Below are 24,991 nucleotides of genomic sequence, written 5' to 3'. Positions count from 1 at the left end.
GGGTCGTCATGCCACGATCTCCTCGTCGGCGTCCAGCGCCGCGCGCTCGGCCTCTTCACGTTCGTATGCGGTGACCAGGTTGCGGTAGCCCTCGCAGCGGGCCAGCAGCTCGTCATGGGCGCCGCGGTCGACGACGCGGCCCTGCTCCAGGTAGACCACCTCGTCGGCAAGCGCGATCGTCGCCATGCGGTAGGCGACCACGATCACCGTGGAGTCGGGTGACCCGTCCCGCAGGCCGAACAGGATGCGGCCCTCCACCTGCGCGTCCACGCTGGAGGTGGCGTCGTCCAGGATGAGCAGCCGGGGTGTCCTGACCAGGGCCCGGGCCAGCGCCAGGCGCTGCCGCTGCCCGCCCGACAGGGTCGCGCCGCGCTCGCCGATGCGGGTGTCCAGGCTCTTGGGCAGGGCGCTGACGAAGCCCTCGGCCTGCGCCAGGCGCAGCGCCGCCCACACCTTCTCGTCCGGCACGTCCTCCTGCGAGCCCAGGGTCAGGTTGCCGCGGACGGTGTCGTCGAACAGGAACGTCTGCTGCGGCACCAGGGCCGCGGCGGTGCTCACCTCGCCGCGGGCGACCTCGCGCAGGTCCACCCCGTCGATGAGCACCCGTCCCTCGTCGGGGTCGACGAGGCGGACCAGCAGCTGGGTCAGCGTCGACTTGCCCGACCCGGTGGGGCCGACGAGCGCCACCGTCCGGCCCGGCCTGACCTCGAAGCCCACGCCCGACAGCACGGGCGCGCCCGGCACGTAGGCGAAGCTGAGGTCGCGCACCTCGATGCGCGCCGGGCCGGCCGCGGGCAGGCGCGCCGGGCCGAACTCCATCGACCCGGACGCGTTCAGCACGTCCTGCACCCGCCGCCAGCCGACGACGCTGCGCGGCAGCTCGGCGAGCACCCAGCCGAGCGCGCGGATCGGGAAGGCGAGCAGCGTGAACAGGTAGGAGATCTGGATGAGCTCTCCGGAGGAGACGTCCCCCGCGGCCAGGCGGACCGAGCCGAACAGCAGCACCGCCAGCACGCCCAAGGTGGGCAGCGCCTCCAGCAGCGGGTCGAACAGGCCGCGGATGCGGCCCACGGCGATGTTGGCGTCGCGCAGCCGGTCGGCCGTGGCCTGGAAGCGCGCCGCCTCGGTGTCCTCCCGCCCGAGGGTCTTGACGACGAGCGCCCCCTCGAAGCTCTCGTGCGCGATCTCGCTGACCTCGGCGCGCAGTTGCTGCGCCCGCATCACCAGCGGGGAGAGCCTGCGCTGGTAGACCAGGTTCAGCACGGCGATGGCCGGGAAGATCAGGAAGCCGACCAGGGCGAGCACCGGGTCGACGACCAGGATGGCGACGGCCGCGGTGACCAGCATCACCACGACGCCGACGGCCATCGGCAGCGGCGCCAGCGGCGCCCAGGCGGCCTCGACGTCGGAGCTGGCGTTGGACAGCAGCTGGCCGGTCGGGTGACGGTGGTGCCAGGCCAGCGGCAGCCGCAGGTACTGGCGGGTCACCTCGCGCCGCGAGCGGGCCTGCATCCGGTACTGCATGATGCCGGCCAGCACCCTGCGGCCGATCACCCCCGCCGCCTTGAGCACCGCCACGCCGACGATCAGCAGCGCCGCGGTGACCAGGGTGCCGGTGACCGCGTGCCCCGACCGGAAGGCCGGCAGCACGGCGTTCTCGGTCGCCCAGCCCAGCGCCCACGAGGAGGCGACGGTCATCGCGCCGTAGAGCGAGCTGCTCAGCACGGCGCCGATGAAGATGCGCGGCTCACCCCGGATGGCGTGGCCGATGACACCGAACCCCTGGCGCATGACGGTCGGACTGTGATCGCGCTCGCTCGGCACGCGGGGGATCCTCTCGATGGGGGACGAGACCTGGCTCGATGGGGGACGAGACCTGGCGGGCCGGCCGGAGCTCGCCGGGGGAACCGGTCCGCCACAATCCCTATCATCCGCGGCAACTCATTTATTCCCACCCCTACGGCCCACCTCGGTCATCACCCCTGGGCGGCCCGATCAGCGGGCACGGGCCTCGTCAGGGGGGATCGGCCCATCGTGGACGTCATCCCAGGGCCGGCCGATCAGCGGGGCGCGGGGCTTGTCAGGGATGATCGGCCCACCTTGGACGTCACCTCAGAGCGGGCCGATCAGCGGGGCACGGGCCTTGTCGGGGGGGACGGCCCACCTTGGACGTCACCCCGGGGCGGGCCGATCGGCCGGGCACGGGCCTTGTTAGGGTGATCAGAACGACGCAGTTAGGGTGATCAGGATGACGCACGCACGCGCCGAACGCGCCGCACTCTGTGACCTCCTCGACCACCTCGGACCCGACGCCCCGACGCTCTGCGCCGGATGGGCGACCGCCGACCTGGCCGCCCACCTCGTCCTGCGCGAGCGCCGCATCGACGCCGCGGGCGGCATCGTCCTCAAGCCGCTCGCCGGCTACACCGCCCGGGTGCAGGAGGGCGTCAAGTCGGGCCGGAGCTACCCCGAGCTCGTCGACGCCGTCCGCCAGGGCCCGCCCCCGTGGTCGCCGTACGGCTTCCTGCCCGGCGTGGACGCGCTCGTCAACACCCTTGAGCTGCTGGTCCACCACGAGGACGTCCGGCGGGCCCAGCCTGGCTGGGAGCCGCGCGAGCTGCCGGCCGACCTCACCGAGACCGTGTGGAAGCGGGTCTCGAGCGGCGCCCGCATGATGCTGCGCCGCTCGCCGGTCGGGGTCGTGCTGCGACTGCCCGACGGGCGCAAGGCGGGAGGCAAGAAGGCCGAGCCTCACGTCATCGTCACCGGGGAGCCGGTCGAGCTGCTGCTGTTCGCCTTCGGCCGGCAGGAGCACGCCCGCGTCGCCTACGAGGGCGACCAGCCCTCCATCGACCGCCTCCGCCAGGCCCACCTCGGCGTCTGACGCCAGACCCACCTCGCCGTCCGGCAGCGACCCGGCACGCCATCCGACTCCAACCGGGCACAGCGTCCGACTCCAACCGGGAACGGCATCCGACTCCGGCCTGGCACGGCATCCGACCCTGACCGGGCACGGCATCCGGACCCCACCCGGCACGGCATTGGACTCCGGCCCGGCGCGATGGAACCAGGCGGAGCCGGTGTTCGTTCGACGGTTACGGCCGTCTGGCGGCGGTTACCGCACAGGCGGACCATGCCTGGCTATGATCAACATGAGAGCGGCGCACGACCGCTCCCGCAGATCGGGCGTCCCACCGTTCCGGTAGGACCACGCCACAGCAGCAGCGGGAGGATGTCCGATGAAGACAAAGAAGGTGCTCACCTACCTCGCCATCGCCTTCGTGGTCTTCTACCTGTACTCGCGGCCCGCCGAGGCCGCCACGGCGGTGAAGGGCGTCTTCGACGGCATCACCACCGGCGCCGGTCAGCTGGCCCTGTTCTTCTCCCGCCTCACCGGCTGAGCCCCACCCTTACGAGCGCCGCCTCATGACCCGGCTCCGGGCGCTCCAGGTCCGCCGACCTCCAGCACCGTGCCCCGCGCACGTCCGCCAGGTCACCCGCCGCACACGGCGCCGGACCCGCCGTCCCCCTTACCACCGACCCGGCGCCAGGAAAAGCCCAGCCAGGGCGGGGAGAGACCACAGCACCCCGACACGAAGGACCGGCTGAGCCCCACCCTCACGAGCGCCGCGCCACGACCCGGCTCCGGGCGCTCCAGGCTCTCCGACCTCCAGCGCCGTGACCCGCGCACGTCCGCCAGGTCACCCGCCGCACACGGCGCCGGACCCGCCGTCCCCCTTCCCACCGACCCGACGCCTGGTATCGGGGCCGGCGGAGGTGGGTGGTCGGGGCGTCAGCTCTTCTTGTTCATCGGGACCAGGCAGAGGATCCAGCCGGCGCCGCCGGTCTTGCTGCCTTCCCAGTAGGCCGAGGTGACCTTCTTGTCGCGGCACATGGTGAGGTTCTTGTCGGCGTCGAACTGCGCCTCGGTCTTGCCCTCGACCCGCTGGGAGACCTTCCACTCGACGGTGGCGTCCTTGCAGTTGACGACCTTCAGGGTGTTCTCACTCTGGCCGGACATGCAGTCGCCCACGTGGGCGATGCGCGGGGCGCCGGTGACCTGGTCGCCGACCGCGCCGACGCCCTCGCGCACGGCGAAGATGCCGCCGAATTTCACCAGCGCGATGATGACGAAGATGCCGACCGCGCCGAGCCCGCTCAGCAGCTTGCCGAACTTCTTCTTCTTGGCCGGGGCCGTGGGCTCGGAGGGCTGCCACTGGCCGGCGCCGCCCTCCTGGGCGTAGGGGTCCTGGCCCGTGGTCTGGCCGTACGCGCCGTACTGCTGCTGGGACTCCTGCCCGGCCTGCCCAGCGCCCTGCTGGTAGGGGTCCTGGGCCGTGGCGCCCTGTGAGGGGCGTTCCTGGACCTGGGTCTGCTGGTGAGAATCGGCGGCCTGCTGGTATCCGCCATAGCCCGGCTGGGCCTGCTGAGCCCCGTAGCCCTGCTGGTCCTGCGCGCCGTAACCCTGCTGGTCCTGCGCGCCGTAACCCTGCCCGCCGTAGCCTTGCTGGGCGCCGTGGCCCTGCTGAGCCGCGTAACCCTGCTGGGCGCCCTGAGCCTGCTGGGCGCCGTAGCCCTGCTGGTCCTGTCCGCCGTAACCCTGCTGCGCGCCATAACCGGTCTGCGCGCCATAGCCAGGCTGGGTGCCATGGCCCTGCTGGTCCTGCGCGCCATGGCCCTGCCGGCCCTGCTGGTCCTGCAGGCCGTAGCTCTGCTGCTGACCGTAGGCCTGCTGGGCGCCGTAGTTCTCCTGCGCGCCGTGACCCTGCTGAGCCCCATAGCCCTGCTGGGCGCCGTAGCTCTCCTGCGCACCGTAGCTCTGCTGGGCTGCGTAGGGATCCTGCTGTCCGGGGTAGGCGCCCTGCTGTCCCGGGTAGGCGCCCTGAGCTCCGGAGTACCCGCCCTGCCCGCCGCCGTAGGCCACCTGCTGGTGGCCGTCCTGTGCCGCGCCGCCGTACGGGGACGACTGCTGGTGGGCGCCCTGCTGGGCGCCGTAGCCCTGCCCCAGAGGGTCCTGACCCGGGTAGGTCTGTCCCGCGGCGGCGCCCTGCTGGAACGGGTCCTGCGGCGCGCCGGCTCCGTACTGCGGAGAGGTCTGCTGCGGGTAGGACCCCTGCTGGTGCGTTCCCTGGTAGGGCGAGCCCTGCTGATATGGCGAATCCGGCTGCTGCGGATTGGAGGGAGAGGTCACGGGAGATCCTTGTGTCTGCGGCACCATAGGAGAACCCGCACGACCGTAGCGGATCATCACCCGCCTTGCGATGGCATTCCACCATGCGAGCAGGTTTGGACCGCTCCCAAGTTGGGTACACATGCCCGCCGGGTCTCCGCCCCCGTGGAGCACGAGGAGCAGGACGACGACCGGCGGGCCGGACGGGTCAGCGAACGGGGTGACCGGCCGCGCGCAAGGTGTCCTTGACGTCGGCGATCTTGAGCTGGCCGAAGTGGAACACGCTCGCCGCCAGCACCGCGTCGGCGCCCGCCGCCACGGCCGGCGGAAAGTGGTCCAGCGCGCCCGCGCCGCCGCTGGCGATGACCGGCACGGTGACCGCCGCCCGCACCGCCCGGATCATCGCCAGGTCGTACCCGTCCTTGGTGCCGTCCCCGTCCATGGAGTTCAGCAGGATCTCGCCCACGCCGAGTTCCTGCCCCCGCCGTGCCCACTCGACGGCGTCGATGCCCGTGCCGCGCCGGCCGCCGTGCGTGGTGACCTCGAAACCGGACGGCGTGGGCGGGCCGTCCACGACCCGCCGGGCGTCCACCGACAGCACGACGCACTGGGCGCCGAACCGGCGCGAGGCCTCGGTCAGCAGCTCGGGACGGGCGATGGCGGCGGTGTTGAGCGACACCTTGTCTGCGCCGGCGCGCAGCAGGCGGTCGACGTCCTCCACGGCCCGCACTCCCCCGCCGACGGTCAGCGGGATGAACACCTGCTCGGCCGTCCGGCGCACCACGTCGATCATGGTCCCGCGGTCGCCCGAGGATGCGGTGATGTCCAGGAAGGTCAGCTCGTCGGCGCCCTCGGCGTCGTAGCGGCGCGCCAGCTCGACCGGGTCGCCGGCGTCCCGGAGGTTCTCGAAGTTGACGCCCTTGACCACCCGCCCGGCGTCCACGTCCAGGCAGGGGATGACCCGTACGGCGACGCTCATGCCCGCACCGCCGACAGCGCCTCCTCCAGCGTGAACGCCTGCGCGTACAGCGCCTTGCCGACGATCGCGCCCTCCACGCCCTCGGCGACCAGCGTCGACAGCGCCCGCAGATCGTCCAGCGAGGACACCCCGCCGCTGGCGATCACCGGCTTGTCGGTGCGAGCGCACACCTGGCGCAGCAGGTCGAGGTTCGGCCCGCGCAGCGTGCCGTCCTTGGTGACGTCGGTGACGACGTAGCGGGGGCAGCCGTCGGCCTCCAGCCGGTCGAGCACCTCCCACAGGTCGCCGCCCTCCTGCGTCCAGCCGCGCGCGGCCAGCGTGGTGCCGCGCACGTCCAGGCCGACGGCGATGCGGTCGCCGTACTCGGCGATGATCTTGGAGCACCAGGCCGGGTCCTCCAGCGCGGCGGTGCCGATGTTGACCCGGCGGCAGCCGGTGGCGAGGGCCGCCGCCAGCGAGGCGTCATCGCGGATGCCGCCGGACAGCTCGACCTGGACGTCCAGCGCCGCCACGACCGAGGCCAGCAGCTCGCGGTTGGAGCCCCGGCCGAACGCGGCGTCCAGGTCGACCAGATGGACCCACTCGGCGCCCGCCCGCTGCCAGGCCAGCGCCGCGGCGAGCGGGTCGCCGTAGGAGGTCTCCGTACCCGCCTCGCCTTGCACCAGGCGCACGGCCTTGCCGTCCGCGACGTCCACTGCGGGCAACAGCACCAGCGACATTGTTCTACGACCTCCGGTCGAATACGACGGTGACGAGCACCGGCAGCAGCAAAAGGGACAACACCAGGACGCCCAGCCGGGCCGCCCAGCCGCCGAGCAGCAGCCACGCGCCGGCCTGGACCAGCACGAACAGCATCGCCACGACGGCGTTCTGCGCCTTGTGGCGCCGGGCGATCACGCCGCCCTGGCGGGCGACGCGGATCGGGCGGGGCACCGCCGCGGCCAGCCGGGCGCGCAGCCGGCGCCACTTGGCCCGCCGGGCCTCGCGCTCGGCGCGCAGTGCGGCCTGGCGGGCCTGCTCGGCCTCCCGCTCGGCGCGGCGGCGCGCGCGTTCCTTGCTCACCCGATCACCGCTAACCCGGTGAGCACGTGTGACTCGGTGAGCACGTGGCCGCCGGCCGTGACGACGCCGGACGGGGTCTCACAGTGTGCCTACCCAGTTCCGCAGCAGGACCGCACCGGCGTCCCCGGACTTCTCGGGGTGGAACTGGGTGGCCATGAGCGGGCCGTTCTCCACCGCGGCGACGAACGGCACGCCGTGCTCGGCCCAGGTGACCAGAGGCTGGCGGAACCCGTCGCCCGCCTGGAGCTCGAACTTGCGCACCCCGTAGGAGTGGACGAAGTAGAAGCGCGTGGCGTCGTCCAGCCCGTCGAACAGCACCGAGCCCTCGGGCGCCTGCACGGTGTTCCACCCCATGTGGGGCAGAACGGGCGCGTCCAGCCGCTCGACGACGCCCGGCCACTCGCCGCACCCCTCGGTGTGCTCGCCGTGCTCGACCCCCTCGGCGAACAGGATCTGCATGCCGACGCAGATGCCGAGGACGGGGCGCCCGCCGGCCAGGCGGCGTCCGATGATCTGCTCGCCGCGCACGGCCTTCAGCCCGCGCATGCAGGCCGAATAGGCGCCGACGCCGGGGACGACCAGGCCGTCGGCCTCCATCGCGGCGTCGCGGTCGGCGGTCACCGTGACCTCGGCCCCGGTGCGGGCCAGCGCCCGCTCGGCCGAGCGCAGGTTGCCCGAGCCGTAGTCGAGGACGACGACCTTCACCACCACAGCACCCCCGCGGTGATCGACAGCGCGGCGCCGACGCCGCACACGACGGCGCCGACGCGCATGCCCTGCTTGACGAAGGAGACGACCCCGCCGATCAGGAACAGGCCCAGGAAGACCATGGCGACGGCGGTCCCGTTGGAGCTCACAGGACCCCCTTCGTGCTCGGCACGCCGGTGGCGCGCGGGTCGCGCTCGCTGGCGGCGCGCAGCGCACGGGCCAGCGCCTTGAACTGCGCCTCGACGATGTGGTGGGCGTTGCGCCCGTAGGGCACGCGCACGTGCAGGCAGATCGCCGCCTGGGCGACGAAGGACTCCAGGATGTGCCGGGTGAGCGTGGTGTCGTAGTCGGGCCCGATCATCGGGGCCATGCCCTCGGGCTCGGTGTGCACCAGGTAGGGGCGGCCCGACAGGTCGACGGTGACCTCGGCCAGCGACTCGTCCAGCGGGCACGAGGCGTTGCCGAACCGCCGGATGCCCGACTTGTCGCCCAGCGCCTCGCGGAACGCCGCGCCCAGCGCCAGGGCGGTGTCCTCGATGGTGTGGTGGGAGTCGATGTGCAGGTCGCCGTCGGTCTTGACCGTCAGGTCGAACAGGCCGTGCTTGCCGAGCTGGGCGAGCATGTGGTCGAAGAAGCCGACCCCGGTGGACACCTCGACCTTGCCGGTGCCGTCCAGGTCGACCTCCACCAGCACCGAAGTCTCCTTGGTCGTACGCTCGACGCGGCCGACCCTCGGCCTCGGCGCGCCCACGGCGGGACTGGTCACGCGATTTCCTCCGGTTCGTCGCCTCCGGGGATCCCGGAGGCGGGGATGACGTCTGACACGGCCAATACGGCCGTCATGGCCTCGTGGAAGGCGGCCATCTCCTCGGTGGTGCCGACGGAGACGCGCAGCCACTGCGGCGGGCCGACCTCGCGGATCAGCACGCCGCGCGCGAGCAGCGCCTCCCAGACCGCGCGGCGGTCGGGAAAGCGGCCGAACAGCACGAAGTTGGCGTCGGAGTCGGCGACCGACAGCCCCTGCCCGCGCAGCCGCGCCACACAGGCGTCGCGCTCGGCGCGCAGCCGGTCGACGGTGCCGAGCAGCTCGACGCGGTGGGCGAGGGCGACCCGCGCCGCCGCCTGGGTGAGCGTGGACAGGTGGTAGGGCAGGCGCACCAGCAGCAGCGCCTCGATCACCGCCGGGTCGGCCGCGAGGTACCCGAGGCGCGTACCGGCCATGGCGAACGCCTTGGACATGGTGCGGGTGACGATCAGCCGCGGGTTGCCGGGCAGCAGGGTGAGCGCGCTCGGCGTTCCGGTGCGGGCGAACTCGAAGTAGGCCTCGTCGACCACCACCATGCCCGGCGCGGCCTCCACGACCCGCTGGATCGCCTCCATCGGCAGGGCGGTGCCCGTCGGGTTGTTGGGGCTGGTCAGGAAGACGATGTCGGGCCGGTGCTCCTCGACGGCGGCCACGGCCTTCTCGGGGTCCAGCCCGAAGTCGTCCTCGCGGGCGCCGGCGATCCACCGGGTGGAGGCGCCGGTCGTGATGATCGGGTGCATGGAGTACGACGGCTCGAACCCCATGGCCGACCTGCCGGGCCCGCCGAAAGCCTGCAGGATCTGCTGGAGCACCTCGTTGGAGCCGTTGGCCGCCCACACCTGCCCGGGCGTCAGGCCGTGGCCGAGATAGGCCGCGAGGTCCTCACGCAGGGCGACGGCGTCGCGGTCGGGGTAGCGGTTGAGCTCGGCCGCGTCGCGGCGCACCGCCTCGGCCAGGGCGTCCACCAGACCGGCGGAGGGCGGGTAGGGGTTCTCGTTGGTGTTCAGCCGCACCGGCACGTCGATCTGCGGCGCACCGTACGGCGAGCGGCCGCGCAGGTCGTCGCGGATCGGAAGGTCGGCCAGGCGCACCAGGCCCGCCCCCGTCACCGGGCACCGCCGTCGAACCGCACGCGCACCGCGGCGCCGTGGGCCGGGAGATCTTCGGCCTCCGACAGCGCGTACACGTGGCCGGCGGCCTCCGCCAGCGCCTCGCGCGAGTAGTCGACCACGTGGATGCCGCGCAGGAACGCCTGCACCGACAGCCCCGAGGAGTGGCAGGCGCAGCCGCCGGTCGGCAGGACGTGGTTGGACCCGGCCATGTAGTCGCCCAGGGACACCGGCGCGTACGGCCCGATGAAGATGGCGCCGGCGTTGCGCACCCGCGCGGCGACCGCGTGGGCGTCGGCGGTCTGGATCTCCAGGTGCTCGGCAGCGTAGGCGTCGACCACCCGCAGGCCGTCATCCAGGGAGGACACCAGCACGATGCCCGACTGCCGGCCCGTCAGCGCCTCGGTGATGCGCTCGGAGTGCTTGGTGGCGGCCACCTGCGCGGGAAGCTCGCGCTCGACCGCGTCGGCCAGAGCCTCGCTGGTGGTCACCAGCACCGCGGCGGCGATCACGTCGTGCTCGGCCTGGCTGATCAGGTCGGCGGCCACGTGGGCGGGATCGGCGGTGTCGTCGGCCAGCACGGCGATCTCGGTGGGGCCAGCCTCGGAGTCGATGCCGATGCGCCCCTTGAGCAGGCGCTTGGCGGCGGCCACCCAGATGTTGCCCGGGCCGGTGACCATGGTGACCGGCTCGCACTCTTCGGTGCCGTAGGCGAACATCGCCACGGCCTGCGCGCCGCCGACGGCGTAGACCTCCTCGACCCCGAGCAGCGCGCACGCCGCCAGGATGGTCGGGTGCGGCAGCCCGTCGAAGTCGGCCTGCGGCGGCGAGCTGACCGCCAGGGACGCCACCCCGGCCTCCTGGGCGGGCACGACGTTCATGACGACGCTGGAGGGGTACACGGCCCTGCCGCCCGGCACGTACAGGCCCACGCGGTCGACCGGGACCCAGCGCTCGGTGACCGTGCCGCCGGGGACGACCCGCGTGAGGGTGTCGGTGCGGCGCTGGTCGCGGTGCACCATGCGGGCGCGGCGGATGGACTCCTCCAGCGCGGCGCGCACGGCGGGGTCGAGCCCGTCCAGCGCCCGGGTGAGGGCCGCGGCCGGCACGCGCGTGGAGCCCAGCTCGACGCCGTCGAAGCGGGACGTCCACTCCCGTACGGCCGCCACCCCCCTATGGCGCACGTCGTCGCACAGGGGCCGCACCTTCGACAGGGCGGCCTCGACGTCGAGCTCGGCGCGGGGCAGCACGTCGCGCAGGTTGCCCGGCAGGGAACCGCGCATGTCGATACGGGATATCACCGGACCAGTCTACGGAGGGTGGCGGCCCGCTCCGGCGAACGTCCGGCATTCGGGACGAATCCTTTACATTGTAGATTTTGCCCTGCCGCTAGGCTTGGGCCGTGAGCAAGACCAAGAGCAAGGGCGGCCAGGGCACTCCCGCCACCGTGGCCCTGGTCAAGGCCGGGGCCCAGTTCACCCTCCACCCCTACGACCACGACCCGAACGCCCAGGCCTACGGCGAGGAGGCCGCCGACGCCCTCGGCGTGGCCTACGAGCGCATCTTCAAGACGCTGGTCGCCGAGGTCGAGTCCGGGCTCGCCGTCGCGGTGGTGCCGGTCGCCGGCAAGCTCGACCTGAAGGCGTTCGCCGCGGCCCTGGGCGGCAAGCGCGCCGCGATGGCCGACGCCGCCAAGGTCGAGCGGGTCACCGGGTACGTCGTCGGCGGCATCAGCCCGCTCGGCCAGCGCAAGGCCCTGCCCACGGTGGTCGACGCCTCCGCGCCGGACCTCCCGACGATCTACTTCTCCGCCGGCCGCCGGGGCCTGCAGATCGAGACCTCCCCCGCCGACCTCATCCGCCTCACCCGCGCCGTCACCGCCCCCATCGCCAAGACGCCCTGACCTCCCCTCACCGTGACGGCGCTTGGCAACCCTTGCCGTCGCCGCGCGGCGTCGCGCCCCGCCAGACTGGCGGTGAGGTGCCGGGACGCAGCCGAAGGAGCCGCAGTGACCGAGCTGTTCTACCTGTCCGCCGTCGAGATGCTGCGTCTGCTGCGCGAGCGGCAGGTCGGCGCGGCCGAGCTGACCGAGGCGCACCTGCGGCGCATCGACGAGGTGGGCGGCGAGGTCAACGCGATCGTCACGCTCACCGCCGACCGGGCGATGGAGGAAGCCCAGCGGCTGGACGAGGGCTGGGCACGCGGTCACTGGCAGGGACCCCTCCACGGCCTGCCCATCGCGTTCAAGGACCTCACCGACACCGCGGGCATCCGCACCACCTACGGCTCGCCGCTGTTCGCGGGCCATGTTCCGACCGCCGACGCGCTGGTCGTCCGCCGCGCCCGCGCGGCCGGCGCGGTGACGATCGGCAAGACCAACACCCCCGAGTTCGGCACCGGCTCCCACACCGTCAACGAGATCTTCGGCGCCACCCGCAACCCCTACGACACCGGCAGGAGCGCGGGCGGCAGCAGCGGCGGGGCCGCCGCCGCCCTCGCGGCCGGCCTGGTGCCGCTGGCCGACGGCTCCGACATGGGCGGCTCCCTGCGCAACCCCGCCTCGTTCTGCAACGTCGTCGGGCTGCGGCCGACCCCCGGACGCGTGCCCGACGCCTCACCGGCCGCCGCCTGGTTCACCCTCAGCGTGCCCGGCCCGATGGCGAGGACCGTCGGCGACGCCGCGCTGCTGATGAGCGTCATCGCGGGTTTCGCGCCCACCTCGCCGTTCGCCGTGCGCGAGGACGGCTCGGCGTTCGCCCGGCCGCTGGACACCGGCGTCCAAGGCCTGCGGGTGGCCTGGAGCCCCGACCTCGGCGGCCTGCCCGTCGACCCGCGCACCGCCGCGGTGACGGCGCGGGCGCCTGAGGTGCTGGCCGGCCTCGGCGCGAAGGTGGAACAGGTCCCCCTCGACCTGTCCGACGCCGAGGACGCCTTCCGCACCTACCGCGCCTGGCACTACGCGAGCACCTTCGGCGACCTGCCCCGCGACCGGCTCGGCCCGAACGTCGCCTGGAACGTCGAGCAGGGGCTCAAGGTCACCGGCGCCGACCTGGCCCGCGCCGAGCGGCTGCGCAGCCGCCTGTTCCAGCGCATGAACGCCTTCTTCGAGACCTTCGACGTCCTGCTCTGCCCGGTCAGCCAGGTGCCGCCCTTCCCGGTGGAGCAGCCGTACGTCACCGAGGTCGACGGCACGCCGATGCCCGACTACCTGGCCTGGATGCGGTCGGCGTACTGGATCAGCGTGCTGCACGCCCCGGCGGCGTCGGTGCCCTGCGGCTTCACCACCGACGGGCTGCCCGTGGGCGTCCAGATCGTCGGACGGCCGTGGGAGGACCTCACCGTGCTGCGGACGGCGCACGCCTTCGAGCAGGCCACCCGCCACGGCGACCGGCGCCCTCCGCTCGGCTCCGCCGGCCGTTAGACCGCGCCGGGCCCCGGCGAGGGCGGGCCACCGGAACCGTCCCGGCTCTGTGACGGGCCCGCGGCACCGTCCTGGCCGTGCGAGGACGGACCGGCCGAACCGTCCGAGAGCGGACCGGCCGAACCGTCCGGGCCCTGCGAGGGCGAGCCGCCGGACGGGCGGGCGTCCTGCGGGAAGGCGTACGGCTCCCCCGCGTGGAGCTCGCCCGCGTACGGCTGGCGCAGCGGCGACTCGCGGTAGCCGTCGACCGACTCGATGATGCCGAAGACCGCCACGGCCACCAGCGGCCAGGCCAGCAGCACCCCGCGCGCCGTGACCGACAGCACGTTCACCGTGGCGCCGACGCTCGCCGAGCCCGGCACGGCCGCGGCCTGGATGATCGAGCCGCCGATCGAGGTGCCGACGCTGAGCGCGAGCCACCCGGCCAGCATGCCGCCGGCCGCCAGACCGGCCAGCAGGGCGAGCGGGCGCCCCTTGCGGGCGACCAGGTAGGCGACGATGCCGCACGCCAGCCCCGCCCCGCCGGTGATCACGGCGAACCAGCCGTCGGCCGCGATGAGGCTCTGCGTCGTGGGGTCGGCCAGCACCGGGCCGGTCTTGGTCACGACGTAGGGGGTGCGAGGGGCGAGGGCCGACCACAGGAACCCGGCCGCGATGCCGAGAAGCGCCAGCACGACGACGGTGAGCCCGAAATCTCGCGCCTGCCGCACCCGATCACCTCACCTGTCCCACCGCACTCGCGCGCGGACCACACATGGTACCGACGCGGGCCGACCGGCGGCGCCTTAGGCCGGAGGCGGGCGCCCGGTTAGGCTGTCCCCCGTGAGCGATGAGGTATGGCTGATCGAACCGTCCGGGCCTCTGCGGGGGGACGTCGAGGTACGCGGTTCCAAGAACGCGGTGTCAAAACACATGGTCGCGGCGATGCTCGGCAGCGGGCCGAGCACCCTGCACAACGCGCCCGAGGTGGGCGAGGTCGGCATCACCGCCGCCATGCTGGAGGCCCTCGGCATCGAGGTGCAGATCAACCAGGGTGAGATCACTCTTGAACGCGGCCCCGAGATCCGCCCCCGGGTCCCGGCCGCCTTCACCGGGCTGAACCGCATCCCGATCCTCATGCTGGGCCCGCTGCTGCACCTGGCGGGCGAGGCGTTCGTCCCGCTGGTCGGCGGCGACCCGATCGGCCGGCGGCCGGTCAACTTCCACGTCGAGGCGCTGCGGGCGCTGGGCGCCGAGGTCGAGGTCGGCGAGGCCGGCATCTCCGCCAAGGCCACCCGGCTGCGCGGCGCCCGCATCGAGTTGCCCTACCCGAGCGTCGGCGCCACCGAGACGATCCTGCTGTCGGCCGTCCTGGCCGAGGGCAAGACGGTCATCAAGGGCGCGGCCACCGAGCCCGAGGTGGTCGAGCTGGCACTGTTCCTGCAGCGCATGGGCGCGCGCATCGAGATGAGCCCCGACCGCCGCATCGTCATCGAGGGCGTCGAGCGGCTGCGCGGCGCCTCCACCTGGCTCGCCGGTGACCGCATAGAGGCGTTCTCCTACCTGGTGGCCGGGCTGATCACCGGCGGCGAGGTGCGGGTGCACGGCTGCCCGCAGGACCGCCTGGTCACCGCCATCACCACGCTGGCCCGCATGGGCGCGCAGTTCGACATCACCGACGACTGGCTGACCGCCTCGGCGCCGAACGGCCTGCGCGCCGCCGCCGTGCAGACCGACACCCACCCGGGGTTCATGACCGACTGGCAGACTCCGCTGATGGTCCTGTTCACCCAGGCCGAGGGCATGTCGGTGCTGCACGAGACCGTCTTCGAGAACCGCCTGGTGTACGTGCCGGCGCTGCAGAAGATGGGCTGCGAGATCGAGATCTTCGACGTGTGCCTTGGCGGGCCCGCGTGCCGGTACCACGACACCAACGCCAAGCACTCGGCGGTGGTGCGGGGCGTGTCCAAGCTGCGCGGCGCCGACGTCACGCTGCCCGACATCCGCGCCGGGTTCTCGGCGGTGCTCGCCGCCGCGGTCGCCGAGGGCAACTCGACGCTGCGGGGCGTCAACCACATCGAGCGCGGCTACCACCGCGTTTTCGACCAGTTCACCTCACTTGGGCTGAAGATCAACCGGGAAGCGTAAAGATTCCGCGGGGTGGCGTTTGCCGGGGTTCTCTCGGTCGTACGTCTATCCTCGTGACCTCGCGATCCGACGGCCGCCGCATGCCCGGCGACGACTCCTCGCCGAGCCGGGAGCGCCCGGTGCTGGTGGGCGTCGCCGTGCTGGGCGCGGCGGGCGTGGTCGGCGGGGTGCTGGTCGCCGCGCTCGCCCTGCCCGTGGTCGGCGGGGCGGGCGTCTACACGCGCGACGTCGCCCACGGCCTGTTCGAGGTGCCGGCCATGCTGCGCGAGGCGCCGCTGCCCGAGCGCAGCCGGCTGCTGGACAAGGACGGCCGGCAGTTCGCCCAGTTCTACGTGCAGAACCGGCAGTCGGTCGCCCTCGGCAAGATAGCCCCGGACATGCTGAAGGCGATCGTCGCCATCGAGGACGCCCGCTTCTACGAGCACGGCGGCCTGGACCTCAAGGGCACGCTGCGGGCGATCATCACCAACACCCGGGCGGGCAGCATCCAGCAGGGCGGGTCGTCGCTGACCCAGCAGCTGGTGAAGAACATCCTGCTGCAGAACGCCCGCTCGGAGACCGAGCGCGACCAGGCCCGGGCGCCGAGCATCCGAAGGAAGATGCAGGAGCTGCGGTACGCGATCAGCCTGGAGCGCAAGTACACCAAAGACCAGATCCTGCTCCGCTACCTCAACATCGCCTACTTCGGCGGAGGCGCGTTCGGCGTCCAGGCCGCCGCGCACCGGTTCTTCGGCACCTCCGCCGACAAGCTCACCCTCGAACAGGCCGCCACCCTGGCCGGCGCCGTGCGCACCCCGTACTTCACCGACCCCACGCTCGGCGGCGAGCACCGCGACCGGCTGCTGGAGCGCCGCGACCTCGTCCTGGACCGCATGGCCCAGCTCAAGATGATCGCCCAGGTGCGCGCCGACGCCGCCAAGGCCACCCCGCTCGCCCTGCACCTACGCCCGGAACCCGGCGGCTGCTCCGAGAGCGATCATCCCTTCTTCTGCCTGTACGTCCAGAAGGAGGTGATCGGCAACCCCGCGTTCGGCCGCACCCGGGCCGAGCGGGAGCGCCGCCTGTTCCGCGACGGGATCACGATCAGGACGACCCTGGACCGCACCGCGCAGGAGGCCGCCGACAAGGCCATCGCCGCGCACGTCCACCCCAAGGATGACCAGGTGGCCGCCGAGGCCATGATCGAGCCGGGGACCGGGCGCATCCGGGCCCTGGCGGCGAGCAAGCGGTACGGCGCCAACCCCGGCGAGCGCAAGGACGGGCCCAGCACGACCTACAACCTGCCCGCCGACATGGCCCACGGAGGCGGCCAGGGCTTCCAGGCCGGCTCGACGTTCAAGGTGTTCACGCTGGCCACGGCGCTGGCCAAGGGCTGGCGGTTCGACCAGGGCTTCGACACCCCCGGCAGTTTCGTGCCGTCCTCGGGGTACAAGGACTGCTCGGGCACGAGGGTCAACGCCCCCGGCACCGTCGTGCACAACGCCGGCGGCGAGGGCAAGGGCGGCCCGTACAGCCTGGCCACCGGCACCTGGCAGTCGGTCAACATCTTCTACATGATGCTCGAACGCGATGTCGGACTGTGCGACGTCGTGCGCACCGCCCGGTCGGTCGGCATCGCGCGGGCCGACGGACAGCCGCTCAAGGAGGTGCCCACCTTCACCCTCGGCGTCAACGAGATGGACCCGGTGACGGTCGCCGCGGGCTTCGCCGCGTTCGGCGCGCGGGGACGCTACTGCCGGCCGATGGCCATCCTGGAGGTCGTCGAACGGCACGGCAGGCGCACCGGCGTCGCGCCGAGCTGCACCCAGGCCGTCGAGCAGGACGTCGCCGACGCCGTCAACTACATCCTGACCGGCGTGTTCACCAAGGGCACCATGAAGGGCCAGGGCATCGGCAGGGACGCCGCCGGCAAGACCGGCACCAACAACGGGTACACCTCGGCGTGGTTCGCCGGGTACACCCCCGACCTGGCCGCGGCGGTCAGCCTCGGCGACATCAGGGGCGCCTACAAGTACCCGCTGACCGACGTGGAGATCGGCGGGCAGCACTACGGCGGCGTCCAGGGGGCCACGCTTCCCGGCCCCATCTGGGTGCGCTCCATGGAGCTCGCCCTCCAGCACCTGCCCGCCACCCCGTTCCACCATCCCGACACCGGCCGCTTCGGCGGCGGCACCACCCCGGGCCTCAAGCCCGAGGACCAGCTCGCCGACCCGCGCGCGGCCGACGGCGAACGCGGCCGGGACGGCCGCGAGGAGTGGGACGAGGCGCGCGGCGGCGAACGGGGCGAAGTCCGGTCCGGCGAGGGCCGCCTGCGCCACCACTGGCACCGTCCCGCCGACCAGCGCCTGTGGGACCGCTTCTGGACCCACCCCGAAGAGGACCTCTGGCTCTCCTGGCCCGCCCACCACCGAAGCCGCCGCCACCGCTACCGCCCCGCCTGGGAACGCACCTGGCACCACCACCGGTGAACGGACGCGACGACCCAACGGTGAACGCAGACGACGACCCATCAGTGAACGCAGGCGACGACCACAAAATGGTGCCTTCGGCACGCCTTACTTCAGACGACCCTCACCGCACCACAGATCCCCCGCACCGCAACGAACCGCCACGCCCCCACCTCCCCGCGCCATGCATCCACCTGCCCGCGCCGCGCCCACCGTCCCGCGCTCACCGCCCCGCGCCGTGTTGTCGGTTTATCGAAGGCGCCGCGACGCCGGGACGAGGTACGGCGAAATCGGCGCCCCTCCTACGGCGGGCCACAAACGAACCACCGGCACGCCACCCGGCCAACCACGGGCGCCCCGCCTCCCCCGCCGTGTTGTCGGCTGAATACCAGGGCGCCGCGACGGCGGGACGGGGTACGGTGCATCCGGCGCCCGTCGTACGGCGGGTCACCTGGTGACCGCCGCTGGCCGCCACCGGATCGGCGGTCATGCCGAGTGGGAGACGCCTCGCGAATGAGGGGGCAGCGTCCTGTTAAGCCCCAGGTCGCTTGTCAGACTTCCTGCGTCTCCGTACCGCGGAGGAACAGCTGCCATTCTCGGGGACTGACGACGAGAACGGGGCCACCCGGGTTCTTGCTGTCCCGCACGGCGATGACCCCTGGCAGGTTGGAGGCCACCTCTACACATTGGCCACCGTCACCACTAGATCGGGAAGACTTACGCCACTTCGCGCTGCTCAGGTCCATTGCGCCATCACTTCCTCGATGATGCCGAACGACAGGTTCTTCGGAAGGGCCGCGGCTCGTAGGGCGTCGTAGCGTCCTACCAGTGAGGTGATGGTCTCACGTTCTCCAATCGTGAGACCACGTGGCGTGCTCTCGATGTACACGCCATACGGCGCGCCCCGTAGCTCCGCGATCGTGAAGGCAGTCTGCAGGCCAACCGCGGACCACGCGTTGTAAGGCACGACCTGGATCGTCACTCGTGGGTGTTCAGTCACTTCCAGAAGCCGCGCTGATTGCTCGCGCATCACCTCTGCTGCTCCCATGGGTCGACGGAGCGCACCCTCGTCTATAAGACTCAAGATCATGGGGCCGCGCTCGCGGAGCAGCATGGTTTGCCGCTCCATGCGATTAGTAAGCCGCTGTTCGACTAGTTCGGGGGTGATGCCCGGCTCGTCGTCGAATATCCGCTTGGCGTAAGACTTGATCTGAAAGATCCCTGGAATGAGGAGGGGATCCCAGCTTTGCAGAGCTGATGCTTGAGCCTCTAGCGCGAGGAAATCCCGGAAATGGTCTGGAGCCGACTCCCATCTCGTCCGCTTCCACAGTTCGTGGAAGACGCCATCGAGCTGAAAGACGCTGTCGCAGGCGTCGGCGAACCTGCGGTCCGGCCTGCGCCTTACCGTCTCGACCATGCCGAGCGTACTGACGGCAACGGTGAGCTTGCGGGACAGCTGTAGCTGCGTCCAACCCTTTTCGAGCCGATATTGGCGTAGCTCATAGGCGAAACGAGCTAATGGGGACTCATCCGGATTGATCTGAATTGGGTTAGGCATGCCCCTTTTCTCCTTCCAGTATCACCTGGCCTCACTCATGCTGTCACGGTCTCCCGGAGAACGTGGCGACATCGGGAGACTATTTCCCTATCAGAAGTCGCCTGCGAGCCGCACGCTTGGACAACCGAATTCTGCACCGATGAGCGCCATGGTGACGCCGATTCGACCTGACCGGCATTCACGTCACGAGCGCCTCATCAACGAAACCCGGAGGTCGTCCTGTGAAAAGGCCCGAGCGGCGGGAAGAGGAGTACATTCACCTGGTCCGGTTGGCGTGGGATCTGAACGTGCGCGGGTTGAGCGCGGCGGTGGACCTGCCGGGCGGAGGCGGCCCGGTCCTGCTGGTCGCCAAGGGCTCCGGACTGCTGAGGGTGACGGCGCTGGCGCAGGACGGCCAATGGTTCTTCACCTGGGGGCGGGGACGCGCCCAGCGGGTACGGGCGCTCGCGGACGACGCGGCCGACCGCGTCCGGCAGGCCGCCCGATGAGCGCCAGGACCAACGACCGGCTTGGCTCCGTCGACCTTCTCGGCCAGGTCAGCTCGGTCACCCTCGCGCGCGCCTACGTCCGGGGACTGCTCCTGTCCGCCGGACGGCGGGAGGTCGACGACATCGAACTCCTGGTCGGCGAACTCGTCGCCAACGCCATCAAGCACTCAGAATCAGGACGCCGGCCGGACGGCATGGTCAGCCTGCGCGTGTACGACGACGGCGAGACGATACGCGTCGAGGTGACCGACCAAGGCTCGCCAGGGCCCCTCCCCCACATCCCTGCGCAGGTGGACCCCCTCAGCGAGAACGGCCGCGGCCTCTGGCTGGTCCGCGAACTCTCCTCCACCTGGGGATCAACCCAAAACGGCACAACGCGAACCGTGTGGTTCCAGATCGCGTCCTAAGCACCTCGATCAGAAGCTACACCGCGTGGGCGTTCGTCCACCCGCCCACCTCGCACGACCCGAGGCCGGCTGACACCCGGTGATGAGTTGTCGAGCCCGCACCCGTCATACCTACGACGGGACACGACGAGGCGGAAGGATGACGTGATGAGTGCGGACATGCGGTTGGAGGAGCTGGACGTGAGTGGGCTGGGCGCGGGCGGGCTGGGGGAGGTCGGCGAGGCGGCGTTCTCGGGGTTGGCGGAGCGGCACCGGCGGGAGCTGCACGTGCACTGCTACCGGATGCTCGGGTCGTTCGAGGACGCCGAGGACACCGTGCAGGAGACGTTCCTGCGTGCCTGGCGGCGGCGGGAGACCTTCGAGGGGCGCTCGACGTTCCGTGCCTGGCTGTACCGGATCGCCACCAACGCCTGCCTGGACCTGCTCGCCAAGCTCCGCCCGGAGCCCGCCACCGGCGGCGAGGTGCTGTGGCTGCAGCCCTACCCCGACCGGCTGCTCAACGAGCTGCCCGCGGGTGATGCGGACGAGCCGGAGACCCTCGCCGTCGCACGCGAGACGATCGAGTTGGCGTACCTGGTCGCGGTCCAGCACCTGGCGCCGCGCCCGCGGGCCGTACTGATCCTGCGGGACGTGCTCGGCTGGCCGGCCAAAGACGTCGCGGAGCTGCTCGGGGACTCGGTGAACTCCGTGAACAGCGCGCTGCAGCGGGCCCGCGCCGGGATGCGGGAGCACCTGCCCGCCGAGCGGCAGGACTGGACCGGCGGGCAGGACGACGCCGGGACGCGCGAGCTGGTGCGCCGCTTCACCGACGCCAGCGTGGCCACCGACATCGACGCGCTCGCCGCGCTGCTGCGGGACGACGTCCGCTGCTCGATGCCGCCCACGCCGGGCCTGTGCGTCGGCCGCGACACGGTGGTGAAGGACTGGGTCGAGAGCGGCTTCCCCGACATGAAGCACCTGCGCGCCGTCCCCACCTCCGTGAACCGGCAGCCCGCCGTCGCCTTCTACCAGTGGCGGAAGCGGGAGAACGCGTACCTGCCGCTGACGATCGACGTCCTGCGCGTCACCGGCGGGGCGATCACCGAGATCGTCATCTTCCACGCCGACCGGTTCCCGCGGCTCGGCCTGCCGGAGCGCCTGCTGGCGGACGGCACGGAGCACTGACGCGCTCCCCGGCCTCAAGGCCGGAGCACTGCGGACGAATCCAGTCAGCCCCAGTGTGGATCTAGGGGCGTAGGGCGTCGAGGAGGCGGGTGACGGTGCGGTGGCGGAGGTCGGGGGTCCAGCCGGCGGCGAGGGCGCCGTGGCAGGCGGCGGTGAGCAGTGCGATGACCTCGTCGAGTCGTACCTCGGCGCGGACGGCGCCCGCCTCCCGGGCCCGCGCGAGGAGGGCGTCGAGCGCCTCGCCCAGTCCCGCGATCTGAGGGGCGACGCCTACGTCCGTCCCATCGGCGGCGAGAAGGTGGACCACCGTGCGGGCACCGGCCGCGCGCTCGACGACCTCGGCGAAGAAGGTGAACAACGCGGCGGGGTCGCCCTCGGCGGCGAGCGTCTCGGCCCGCGCGGCGAGGCGTCCCCGCAGCTCTTTCATGATCGCGGCGAGCAGGTCGGACTTGGTGGGGAAGTGCCGGAAAACCGTGCCCACCGCGACGCCCGCACGCCGCGCGACCTCCTCGGTCGAGGCGGACGTGCCGTGCTCATCGAAGACCTCGACCGCGGCGGCGAGGATACGGGCCCGGTTGCGTCGCGCGTCGGCGCGCAGAGGCGGCTCAGACACGGTGGACTCCGGACATGGACAAGATGAGTGGTGACTCATATTCTGGCCCGCAGGATGCTGAGTGATGACTCATGTTAGGAGTGTACGGTGGCCGAGATGAACGACGGGGCGCTGACGGGACCGCGTGAGGCGTTCGAACGCTTCCGGGACCACCTGCTGGATGGGACGGCGGCCGGGCTGGAGAGCCTTCTCGCCGACGACGGCGTGGTGGAGAGCCCGTTCGCGCCGCCCGGTGCGCCGCGGCGCATCGAGGGACGCGAGGCGTTCGCGGCGATGACCGTCCCGCAGCGGGAGGCGCTGCGCGGGCGCGTCAGGTTCACGGCCGTGCGCGATGTGGTCGTCCACCAGACGGCCGACCCCGAGGTCGCCGTCATCGAGTACGAGATCGAAGGGGTTCGCGAGACCGACGGCCTGCGTGCCGCGGCCCCCTTCGCGGTGGTGGTGCGGGTCCGGGACGGACGCGTCGCACTGTGGCGCGAGTACCAGAACCCCACGGCGATGGCCCTGATCGCGGCGGGTTGATCGATCCGCGCCGAAGCCTTCAGCGGACGAGCAGACTAGTGCTCGTTCGTCGTCGTTCGGCCAGGCGCCTGGCGCTCGCGAAGCGGCCGAACAGGCATGCGCCCGGCACACTCGCCGTAGACGGTGAGGTCGACGTGGTGGTACCAGGCGCCCCGGAATGGCGAGCACGTAATCGGGCACGTGTGTCGGCGTTGCCTCCCGCGGGAGCGGGCGGCCGGTGTCATGAGGACGCCAGCCGGGTCAGGTCCTCGGCTGAGAGTCGGAGGGCGCCGGCGGCGATGTTCTCGTCGAGGTGGGCCGGATCGCCGGTGCCCGGAATGGCCAGGATGTGGGGGCCCTGGTGCAGCGTCCAGGCCAGCCGGACCTGCGCGGGCGTCGCGCCGTGCGCGCGGGCGACGTCGGTCACCACGCCGTTGTCCCCTCCGCCGGCAGGGGCGCCGGCCTCGCGTCCCTCACCGGCGATGGCGAAGAACGGCACGAACGCGATGCCCTGTTCTCCGCAGATCCGCAGGAGTTCCCCGGAATTGGGACCGCGGCCGTCGAGGCCGTAGCGGTTCTGTACACAGACCACGGGTGCCACGGCTTGGGCCTCGAAGAACTGCGCGGGGCTGACGCTGGAGATCCCCAGGTGGCGGATGAGGCCGGCCTCGCACAGCTCGGCCAGGGCGCCGAAGTGCTCGGCGACCGGCCCCGGCCCCTCGACGCGCAGGTTCACGACGTCGAGGTGGTCACGGCCGAGCTGGCGCAGGTTCTCCTCCACCTGACCGCGCAACCGCTCGGGCCGGGCCCAGGGCAGCCACTCGCCCGACGGGTCGCGCCCCGGCCCCACCTTGGTCACGATGACCAGATCATCCGGATAGGGGGCCAGGGCGCTGTTGATCAGTTCGTTGGCGGAGCGCAGCGTCGAGAAGTAGAACGCGGCGGTGTCGATGTGGTTCACGCCCAGCTCGACGGCCCGCCGCAGTACGCCGATCGACCGCCTCCGGTCGCGCGGCGCCCCCAGGTCGAACGCGGCGGCGCCCGTCAGCCGCATCGCGCCGAACCCCAGACGGTTGACCGTCAGATCACCGAGCTTCCACGTGCCCGCGGCCGCCGCGGTGATCGTCTCCGACTGCATGCCCCGATCTTCTCACCCGCTCCGCATCATTGATGCCCGCCCCCGCGAGGGCCGCCGGGGCGGGAGGAGCGCCGGGGCGTCTCCGGGGCGGCGGGGTGCGCCGATCCGGAGACGCCCCTCATCGGTGTGGGTGAGAGGTCAGCAGGTGGAGTTGGTCTGGGTGAGCAGGCCCAGGCGCCAGGGCAGGGAGTTGTAGTCGCCGCCGGCGCTGGGGTCCATGCCCTGGTAGAGGTAGCGCATGTTGCAGGGGCTGATGGTCAGGGTCTGGTCGGTCATGGTGCGCACCATCTCGCCGTGGCTAATGTCCTGAGTCCAGGCCCCGCCGGGGAAGGTGACGTTGTTCGCGCGGGCGAAGGGGTTGCTCTCGCTGGCGGCGTGCTGGGACCAGGGGCCGGTGATGGCCGAGGAGGTCCAGGAGCGGAAGTAGCGCCGGCCGTTGGAGCCGATGGCCTCGACGATCAGCAGGTACTGGTTCTGCCCCTGCACCTTGTAGACGTTGGAGGCCTCGAACAGGTTGTTCTTGTTGGAGTCCTGCATGGCGATGACGGTGTTGGTCATGCCGTTGGGGAAGTTGGCGAGGCTGGTCTCCGAGCGGTACAGGTGACCGTTGTCGTCGGAGGAGAACAGGTAGCAGTTGGCGGTGTCGCAGATCACCCACATGTCGACCCAGTAACCGTTGCCGATGTTCTGGGAGATGATGCTGGGCATGCTGGAGTAGAAGTTCTTCGGCGCGCTCCAGCCGGCCGGGTTGGAGATGTCCGGGTTGGTGGAGTACGAGGCGTTACCGGTCTGGTAGATCAGGTACCACAGGCCCTGCGGGGCGAAGTAGAACACCTCCGGCGCCGCACGGTAACCCGATCCGATCGGCGTGCTGTCCAGGTAGTAGTGCGTCGCCGACCCGGCCTGCGACCAGTCGCTGAAGCTCAGGTACACCAGGTTGTAGCCCGAGGCCTGCGCGGTGCTGGCGAACACGTGGTACTTGCCGCCCGAGTACACCACCGTCGGGTCCTTGATCCCCGCGATGTTGTGCGAGGAGTCCGGCTTGGGCGCGATCAGCGAGCCGCTGGAGCTCCACTGGAGGCTGGAGGGGAGCGTGCCCCCGCCGGGCGTCGGGGTGGGAGTCGGCGTGGGGGTCACGGTCGGGGTGGGAGTCGGGGTGGGGGTGCTGGTGCCGCCGCTCCAGGTCCATTTCTGGTTGGTGCCGCCGTGGCAGGTGTAGAGCTGGATGGTGGTGCCGTTGGCGGTGCCTTGTCCGGTGGCGTCCAGGCACAGTCCGGACTGTACGCCGGTGATG

Annotated in this window: 26 protein-coding genes; 10 read left to right on the top strand and 16 right to left on the bottom strand. The window is 71.9% G+C overall.

Going from position 1 to position 24,991, the window contains the following annotated elements; translation table 11 throughout:
• Nucleotides 1-6: 6 nt before the first annotated feature.
• Nucleotides 7-1,791 (bottom strand): ABC transporter ATP-binding protein, encoded by a 1,785-nt coding sequence (locus ABZU32_RS08025; protein ID WP_354919291.1) that lies wholly within the window; start codon nucleotides 1,789-1,791, stop codon nucleotides 7-9.
• A 457-nt stretch (nucleotides 1,792-2,248) separates the two neighbouring features.
• On the opposite strand from ABZU32_RS08025, the gene ABZU32_RS08020 reads away from it, so the two are divergent.
• The gene (locus ABZU32_RS08020; protein ID WP_354845996.1) at nucleotides 2,249-2,884 is read left to right on the top strand and encodes a TIGR03085 family metal-binding protein; all 636 of its coding nucleotides are present in this window, start codon (nucleotides 2,249-2,251) and stop codon (nucleotides 2,882-2,884) included.
• 355 nt (nucleotides 2,885-3,239) lie between these two features.
• The gene (locus tag ABZU32_RS08015) at nucleotides 3,240-3,401 is read left to right on the top strand and encodes a hypothetical protein (RefSeq protein WP_354845994.1); all 162 of its coding nucleotides are present in this window, start codon (nucleotides 3,240-3,242) and stop codon (nucleotides 3,399-3,401) included.
• 392 nt (nucleotides 3,402-3,793) lie between these two features.
• Here the strand turns inward: ABZU32_RS08015 and ABZU32_RS08010 are convergent, their stop codons facing one another.
• The 9 genes from ABZU32_RS08010 to hisD form a co-directional block, all read right to left on the bottom strand.
• Nucleotides 3,794-5,191, bottom strand: a complete 1,398-nt coding sequence (locus ABZU32_RS08010; protein ID WP_354918774.1) for a hypothetical protein — start codon at nucleotides 5,189-5,191, stop codon at nucleotides 3,794-3,796.
• Between the two features lie 187 nt (nucleotides 5,192-5,378).
• Entirely contained in the window at nucleotides 5,379-6,149 is a 771-nt protein-coding gene (gene hisF / locus ABZU32_RS08005; protein WP_354845988.1) for an imidazole glycerol phosphate synthase subunit HisF, read from the bottom strand.
• Nucleotides 6,146-6,868 carry a bifunctional 1-(5-phosphoribosyl)-5-((5-phosphoribosylamino)methylideneamino)imidazole-4-carboxamide isomerase/phosphoribosylanthranilate isomerase PriA gene (gene priA, locus ABZU32_RS08000; RefSeq protein ID WP_354845985.1) on the bottom strand — a complete coding sequence of 241 codons (723 nt, stop codon included), beginning with the start codon at nucleotides 6,866-6,868 and terminating at the stop codon, nucleotides 6,146-6,148. Before priA ends, hisF begins: the two co-directional genes overlap by 4 nt.
• Before the next feature lie 4 nt (nucleotides 6,869-6,872).
• A complete protein-coding gene (locus tag ABZU32_RS07995) occupies nucleotides 6,873-7,211 on the bottom strand; it encodes a hypothetical protein (protein WP_354918771.1) in 339 nt (112 codons plus the stop codon).
• Nucleotides 7,212-7,289: 78 nt separating this feature from the next.
• A complete protein-coding gene (gene hisH, locus ABZU32_RS07990) occupies nucleotides 7,290-7,922 on the bottom strand; it encodes an imidazole glycerol phosphate synthase subunit HisH (RefSeq protein WP_354918768.1) in 633 nt (210 codons plus the stop codon).
• Nucleotides 7,913-8,068, bottom strand: a complete 156-nt coding sequence (locus tag ABZU32_RS07985; RefSeq protein ID WP_354845977.1) for a hypothetical protein — start codon at nucleotides 8,066-8,068, stop codon at nucleotides 7,913-7,915. Before ABZU32_RS07985 ends, hisH begins: the two co-directional genes overlap by 10 nt.
• Nucleotides 8,065-8,685, bottom strand: coding sequence for an imidazoleglycerol-phosphate dehydratase HisB (gene hisB, locus ABZU32_RS07980; protein ID WP_354918765.1), 621 nt, complete (start codon nucleotides 8,683-8,685; stop codon nucleotides 8,065-8,067). Before hisB ends, ABZU32_RS07985 begins: the two co-directional genes overlap by 4 nt.
• Nucleotides 8,682-9,818 carry a histidinol-phosphate transaminase gene (locus ABZU32_RS07975; RefSeq protein ID WP_354919288.1) on the bottom strand — a complete coding sequence of 379 codons (1,137 nt, stop codon included), beginning with the start codon at nucleotides 9,816-9,818 and terminating at the stop codon, nucleotides 8,682-8,684. Before ABZU32_RS07975 ends, hisB begins: the two co-directional genes overlap by 4 nt.
• A gap of 11 nt (nucleotides 9,819-9,829) precedes the next feature.
• Nucleotides 9,830-11,134: a histidinol dehydrogenase gene (gene hisD, locus ABZU32_RS07970; protein WP_354918762.1), complete on the bottom strand. Its 1,305-nt coding sequence runs from the start codon at nucleotides 11,132-11,134 to the stop codon at nucleotides 9,830-9,832.
• A gap of 101 nt (nucleotides 11,135-11,235) precedes the next feature.
• Between hisD and ybaK the strand changes: the two genes are divergently transcribed.
• Both ybaK and ABZU32_RS07960 read left to right on the top strand, forming a co-directional pair.
• On the top strand, nucleotides 11,236-11,736 hold the full coding sequence (ybaK, locus tag ABZU32_RS07965) for a Cys-tRNA(Pro) deacylase (protein WP_354918759.1): 501 nt from the start codon (nucleotides 11,236-11,238) through the stop codon (nucleotides 11,734-11,736).
• A 105-nt stretch (nucleotides 11,737-11,841) separates the two neighbouring features.
• Nucleotides 11,842-13,254 (top strand): amidase, encoded by a 1,413-nt coding sequence (locus ABZU32_RS07960; protein ID WP_354918756.1) that lies wholly within the window; start codon nucleotides 11,842-11,844, stop codon nucleotides 13,252-13,254.
• Here ABZU32_RS07960 and ABZU32_RS07955 read toward each other — a convergent pair.
• Nucleotides 13,251-13,964, bottom strand: coding sequence for a hypothetical protein (locus ABZU32_RS07955; protein ID WP_354918753.1), 714 nt, complete (start codon nucleotides 13,962-13,964; stop codon nucleotides 13,251-13,253). The genes ABZU32_RS07960 and ABZU32_RS07955 overlap by 4 nt on opposite strands.
• Before the next feature lie 112 nt (nucleotides 13,965-14,076).
• On the opposite strand from ABZU32_RS07955, the gene murA reads away from it, so the two are divergent.
• Together murA and ABZU32_RS07945 are read left to right on the top strand one after the other, a co-directional pair.
• Nucleotides 14,077-15,381 (top strand): UDP-N-acetylglucosamine 1-carboxyvinyltransferase, encoded by a 1,305-nt coding sequence (gene murA / locus ABZU32_RS07950; RefSeq protein ID WP_354918750.1) that lies wholly within the window; start codon nucleotides 14,077-14,079, stop codon nucleotides 15,379-15,381.
• 53 nt (nucleotides 15,382-15,434) lie between these two features.
• Nucleotides 15,435-17,849 (top strand): transglycosylase domain-containing protein, encoded by a 2,415-nt coding sequence (locus ABZU32_RS07945; protein ID WP_354918747.1) that lies wholly within the window; start codon nucleotides 15,435-15,437, stop codon nucleotides 17,847-17,849.
• A 530-nt stretch (nucleotides 17,850-18,379) separates the two neighbouring features.
• Here the strand turns inward: ABZU32_RS07945 and ABZU32_RS07940 are convergent.
• Nucleotides 18,380-18,574 (bottom strand): DUF397 domain-containing protein, encoded by a 195-nt coding sequence (locus tag ABZU32_RS07940; protein ID WP_354918744.1) that lies wholly within the window; start codon nucleotides 18,572-18,574, stop codon nucleotides 18,380-18,382.
• On the bottom strand, nucleotides 18,565-19,386 hold the full coding sequence (locus tag ABZU32_RS07935) for a helix-turn-helix transcriptional regulator (protein ID WP_354918741.1): 822 nt from the start codon (nucleotides 19,384-19,386) through the stop codon (nucleotides 18,565-18,567). Before ABZU32_RS07935 ends, ABZU32_RS07940 begins: the two co-directional genes overlap by 10 nt.
• 221 nt (nucleotides 19,387-19,607) lie before the next feature.
• On the opposite strand from ABZU32_RS07935, the gene ABZU32_RS07930 reads away from it, so the two are divergent.
• The 3 genes from ABZU32_RS07930 (at nucleotide 19,608) to ABZU32_RS07920 (ending at nucleotide 21,445) form a co-directional block, all read left to right on the top strand.
• Nucleotides 19,608-19,874 (top strand): hypothetical protein, encoded by a 267-nt coding sequence (locus ABZU32_RS07930; protein WP_354918738.1) that lies wholly within the window; start codon nucleotides 19,608-19,610, stop codon nucleotides 19,872-19,874.
• Nucleotides 19,871-20,281 (top strand): ATP-binding protein, encoded by a 411-nt coding sequence (locus ABZU32_RS07925; protein WP_354918735.1) that lies wholly within the window; start codon nucleotides 19,871-19,873, stop codon nucleotides 20,279-20,281. Before ABZU32_RS07930 ends, ABZU32_RS07925 begins: the two co-directional genes overlap by 4 nt.
• 147 nt (nucleotides 20,282-20,428) lie before the next feature.
• Complete coding sequence (locus ABZU32_RS07920) at nucleotides 20,429-21,445, top strand: RNA polymerase subunit sigma-70 (RefSeq protein WP_354918732.1); 1,017 nt, start codon at nucleotides 20,429-20,431, stop codon at nucleotides 21,443-21,445.
• A gap of 61 nt (nucleotides 21,446-21,506) precedes the next feature.
• Here the strand turns inward: ABZU32_RS07920 and ABZU32_RS07915 are convergent, their stop codons facing one another.
• Complete coding sequence (locus ABZU32_RS07915; RefSeq protein ID WP_354918728.1) at nucleotides 21,507-22,058, bottom strand: helix-turn-helix domain-containing protein; 552 nt, start codon at nucleotides 22,056-22,058, stop codon at nucleotides 21,507-21,509.
• Between the two features lie 96 nt (nucleotides 22,059-22,154).
• Between ABZU32_RS07915 and ABZU32_RS07910 the strand changes: the two genes are divergently transcribed.
• Nucleotides 22,155-22,580: a nuclear transport factor 2 family protein gene (locus ABZU32_RS07910; RefSeq protein ID WP_354919286.1), complete on the top strand. Its 426-nt coding sequence runs from the start codon at nucleotides 22,155-22,157 to the stop codon at nucleotides 22,578-22,580.
• Between the two features lie 220 nt (nucleotides 22,581-22,800).
• On the opposite strand, the gene ABZU32_RS07905 is transcribed toward ABZU32_RS07910, so the two are convergent.
• Both ABZU32_RS07905 and ABZU32_RS07900 read right to left on the bottom strand, forming a co-directional pair.
• The gene (locus tag ABZU32_RS07905; protein WP_354918725.1) at nucleotides 22,801-23,697 is read right to left on the bottom strand and encodes an oxidoreductase; all 897 of its coding nucleotides are present in this window, start codon (nucleotides 23,695-23,697) and stop codon (nucleotides 22,801-22,803) included.
• Nucleotides 23,698-23,835: 138 nt separating this feature from the next.
• A partial coding sequence (locus ABZU32_RS07900; RefSeq protein WP_354918722.1) for a non-reducing end alpha-L-arabinofuranosidase family hydrolase occupies nucleotides 23,836-24,991 on the bottom strand: 1,156 nt, incomplete at its 5' end.

Source organism: Sphaerisporangium sp. NPDC005288 (genome assembly GCF_040607475.1).
GTDB classification, from domain to species: Bacteria; Actinomycetota; Actinomycetes; order Streptosporangiales; family Streptosporangiaceae; genus Sphaerisporangium; species Sphaerisporangium rhizosphaerae.
Note: the sequence above shows the minus strand (reverse complement) of the source record. Positions and strands in the feature narration are given on the sequence as shown.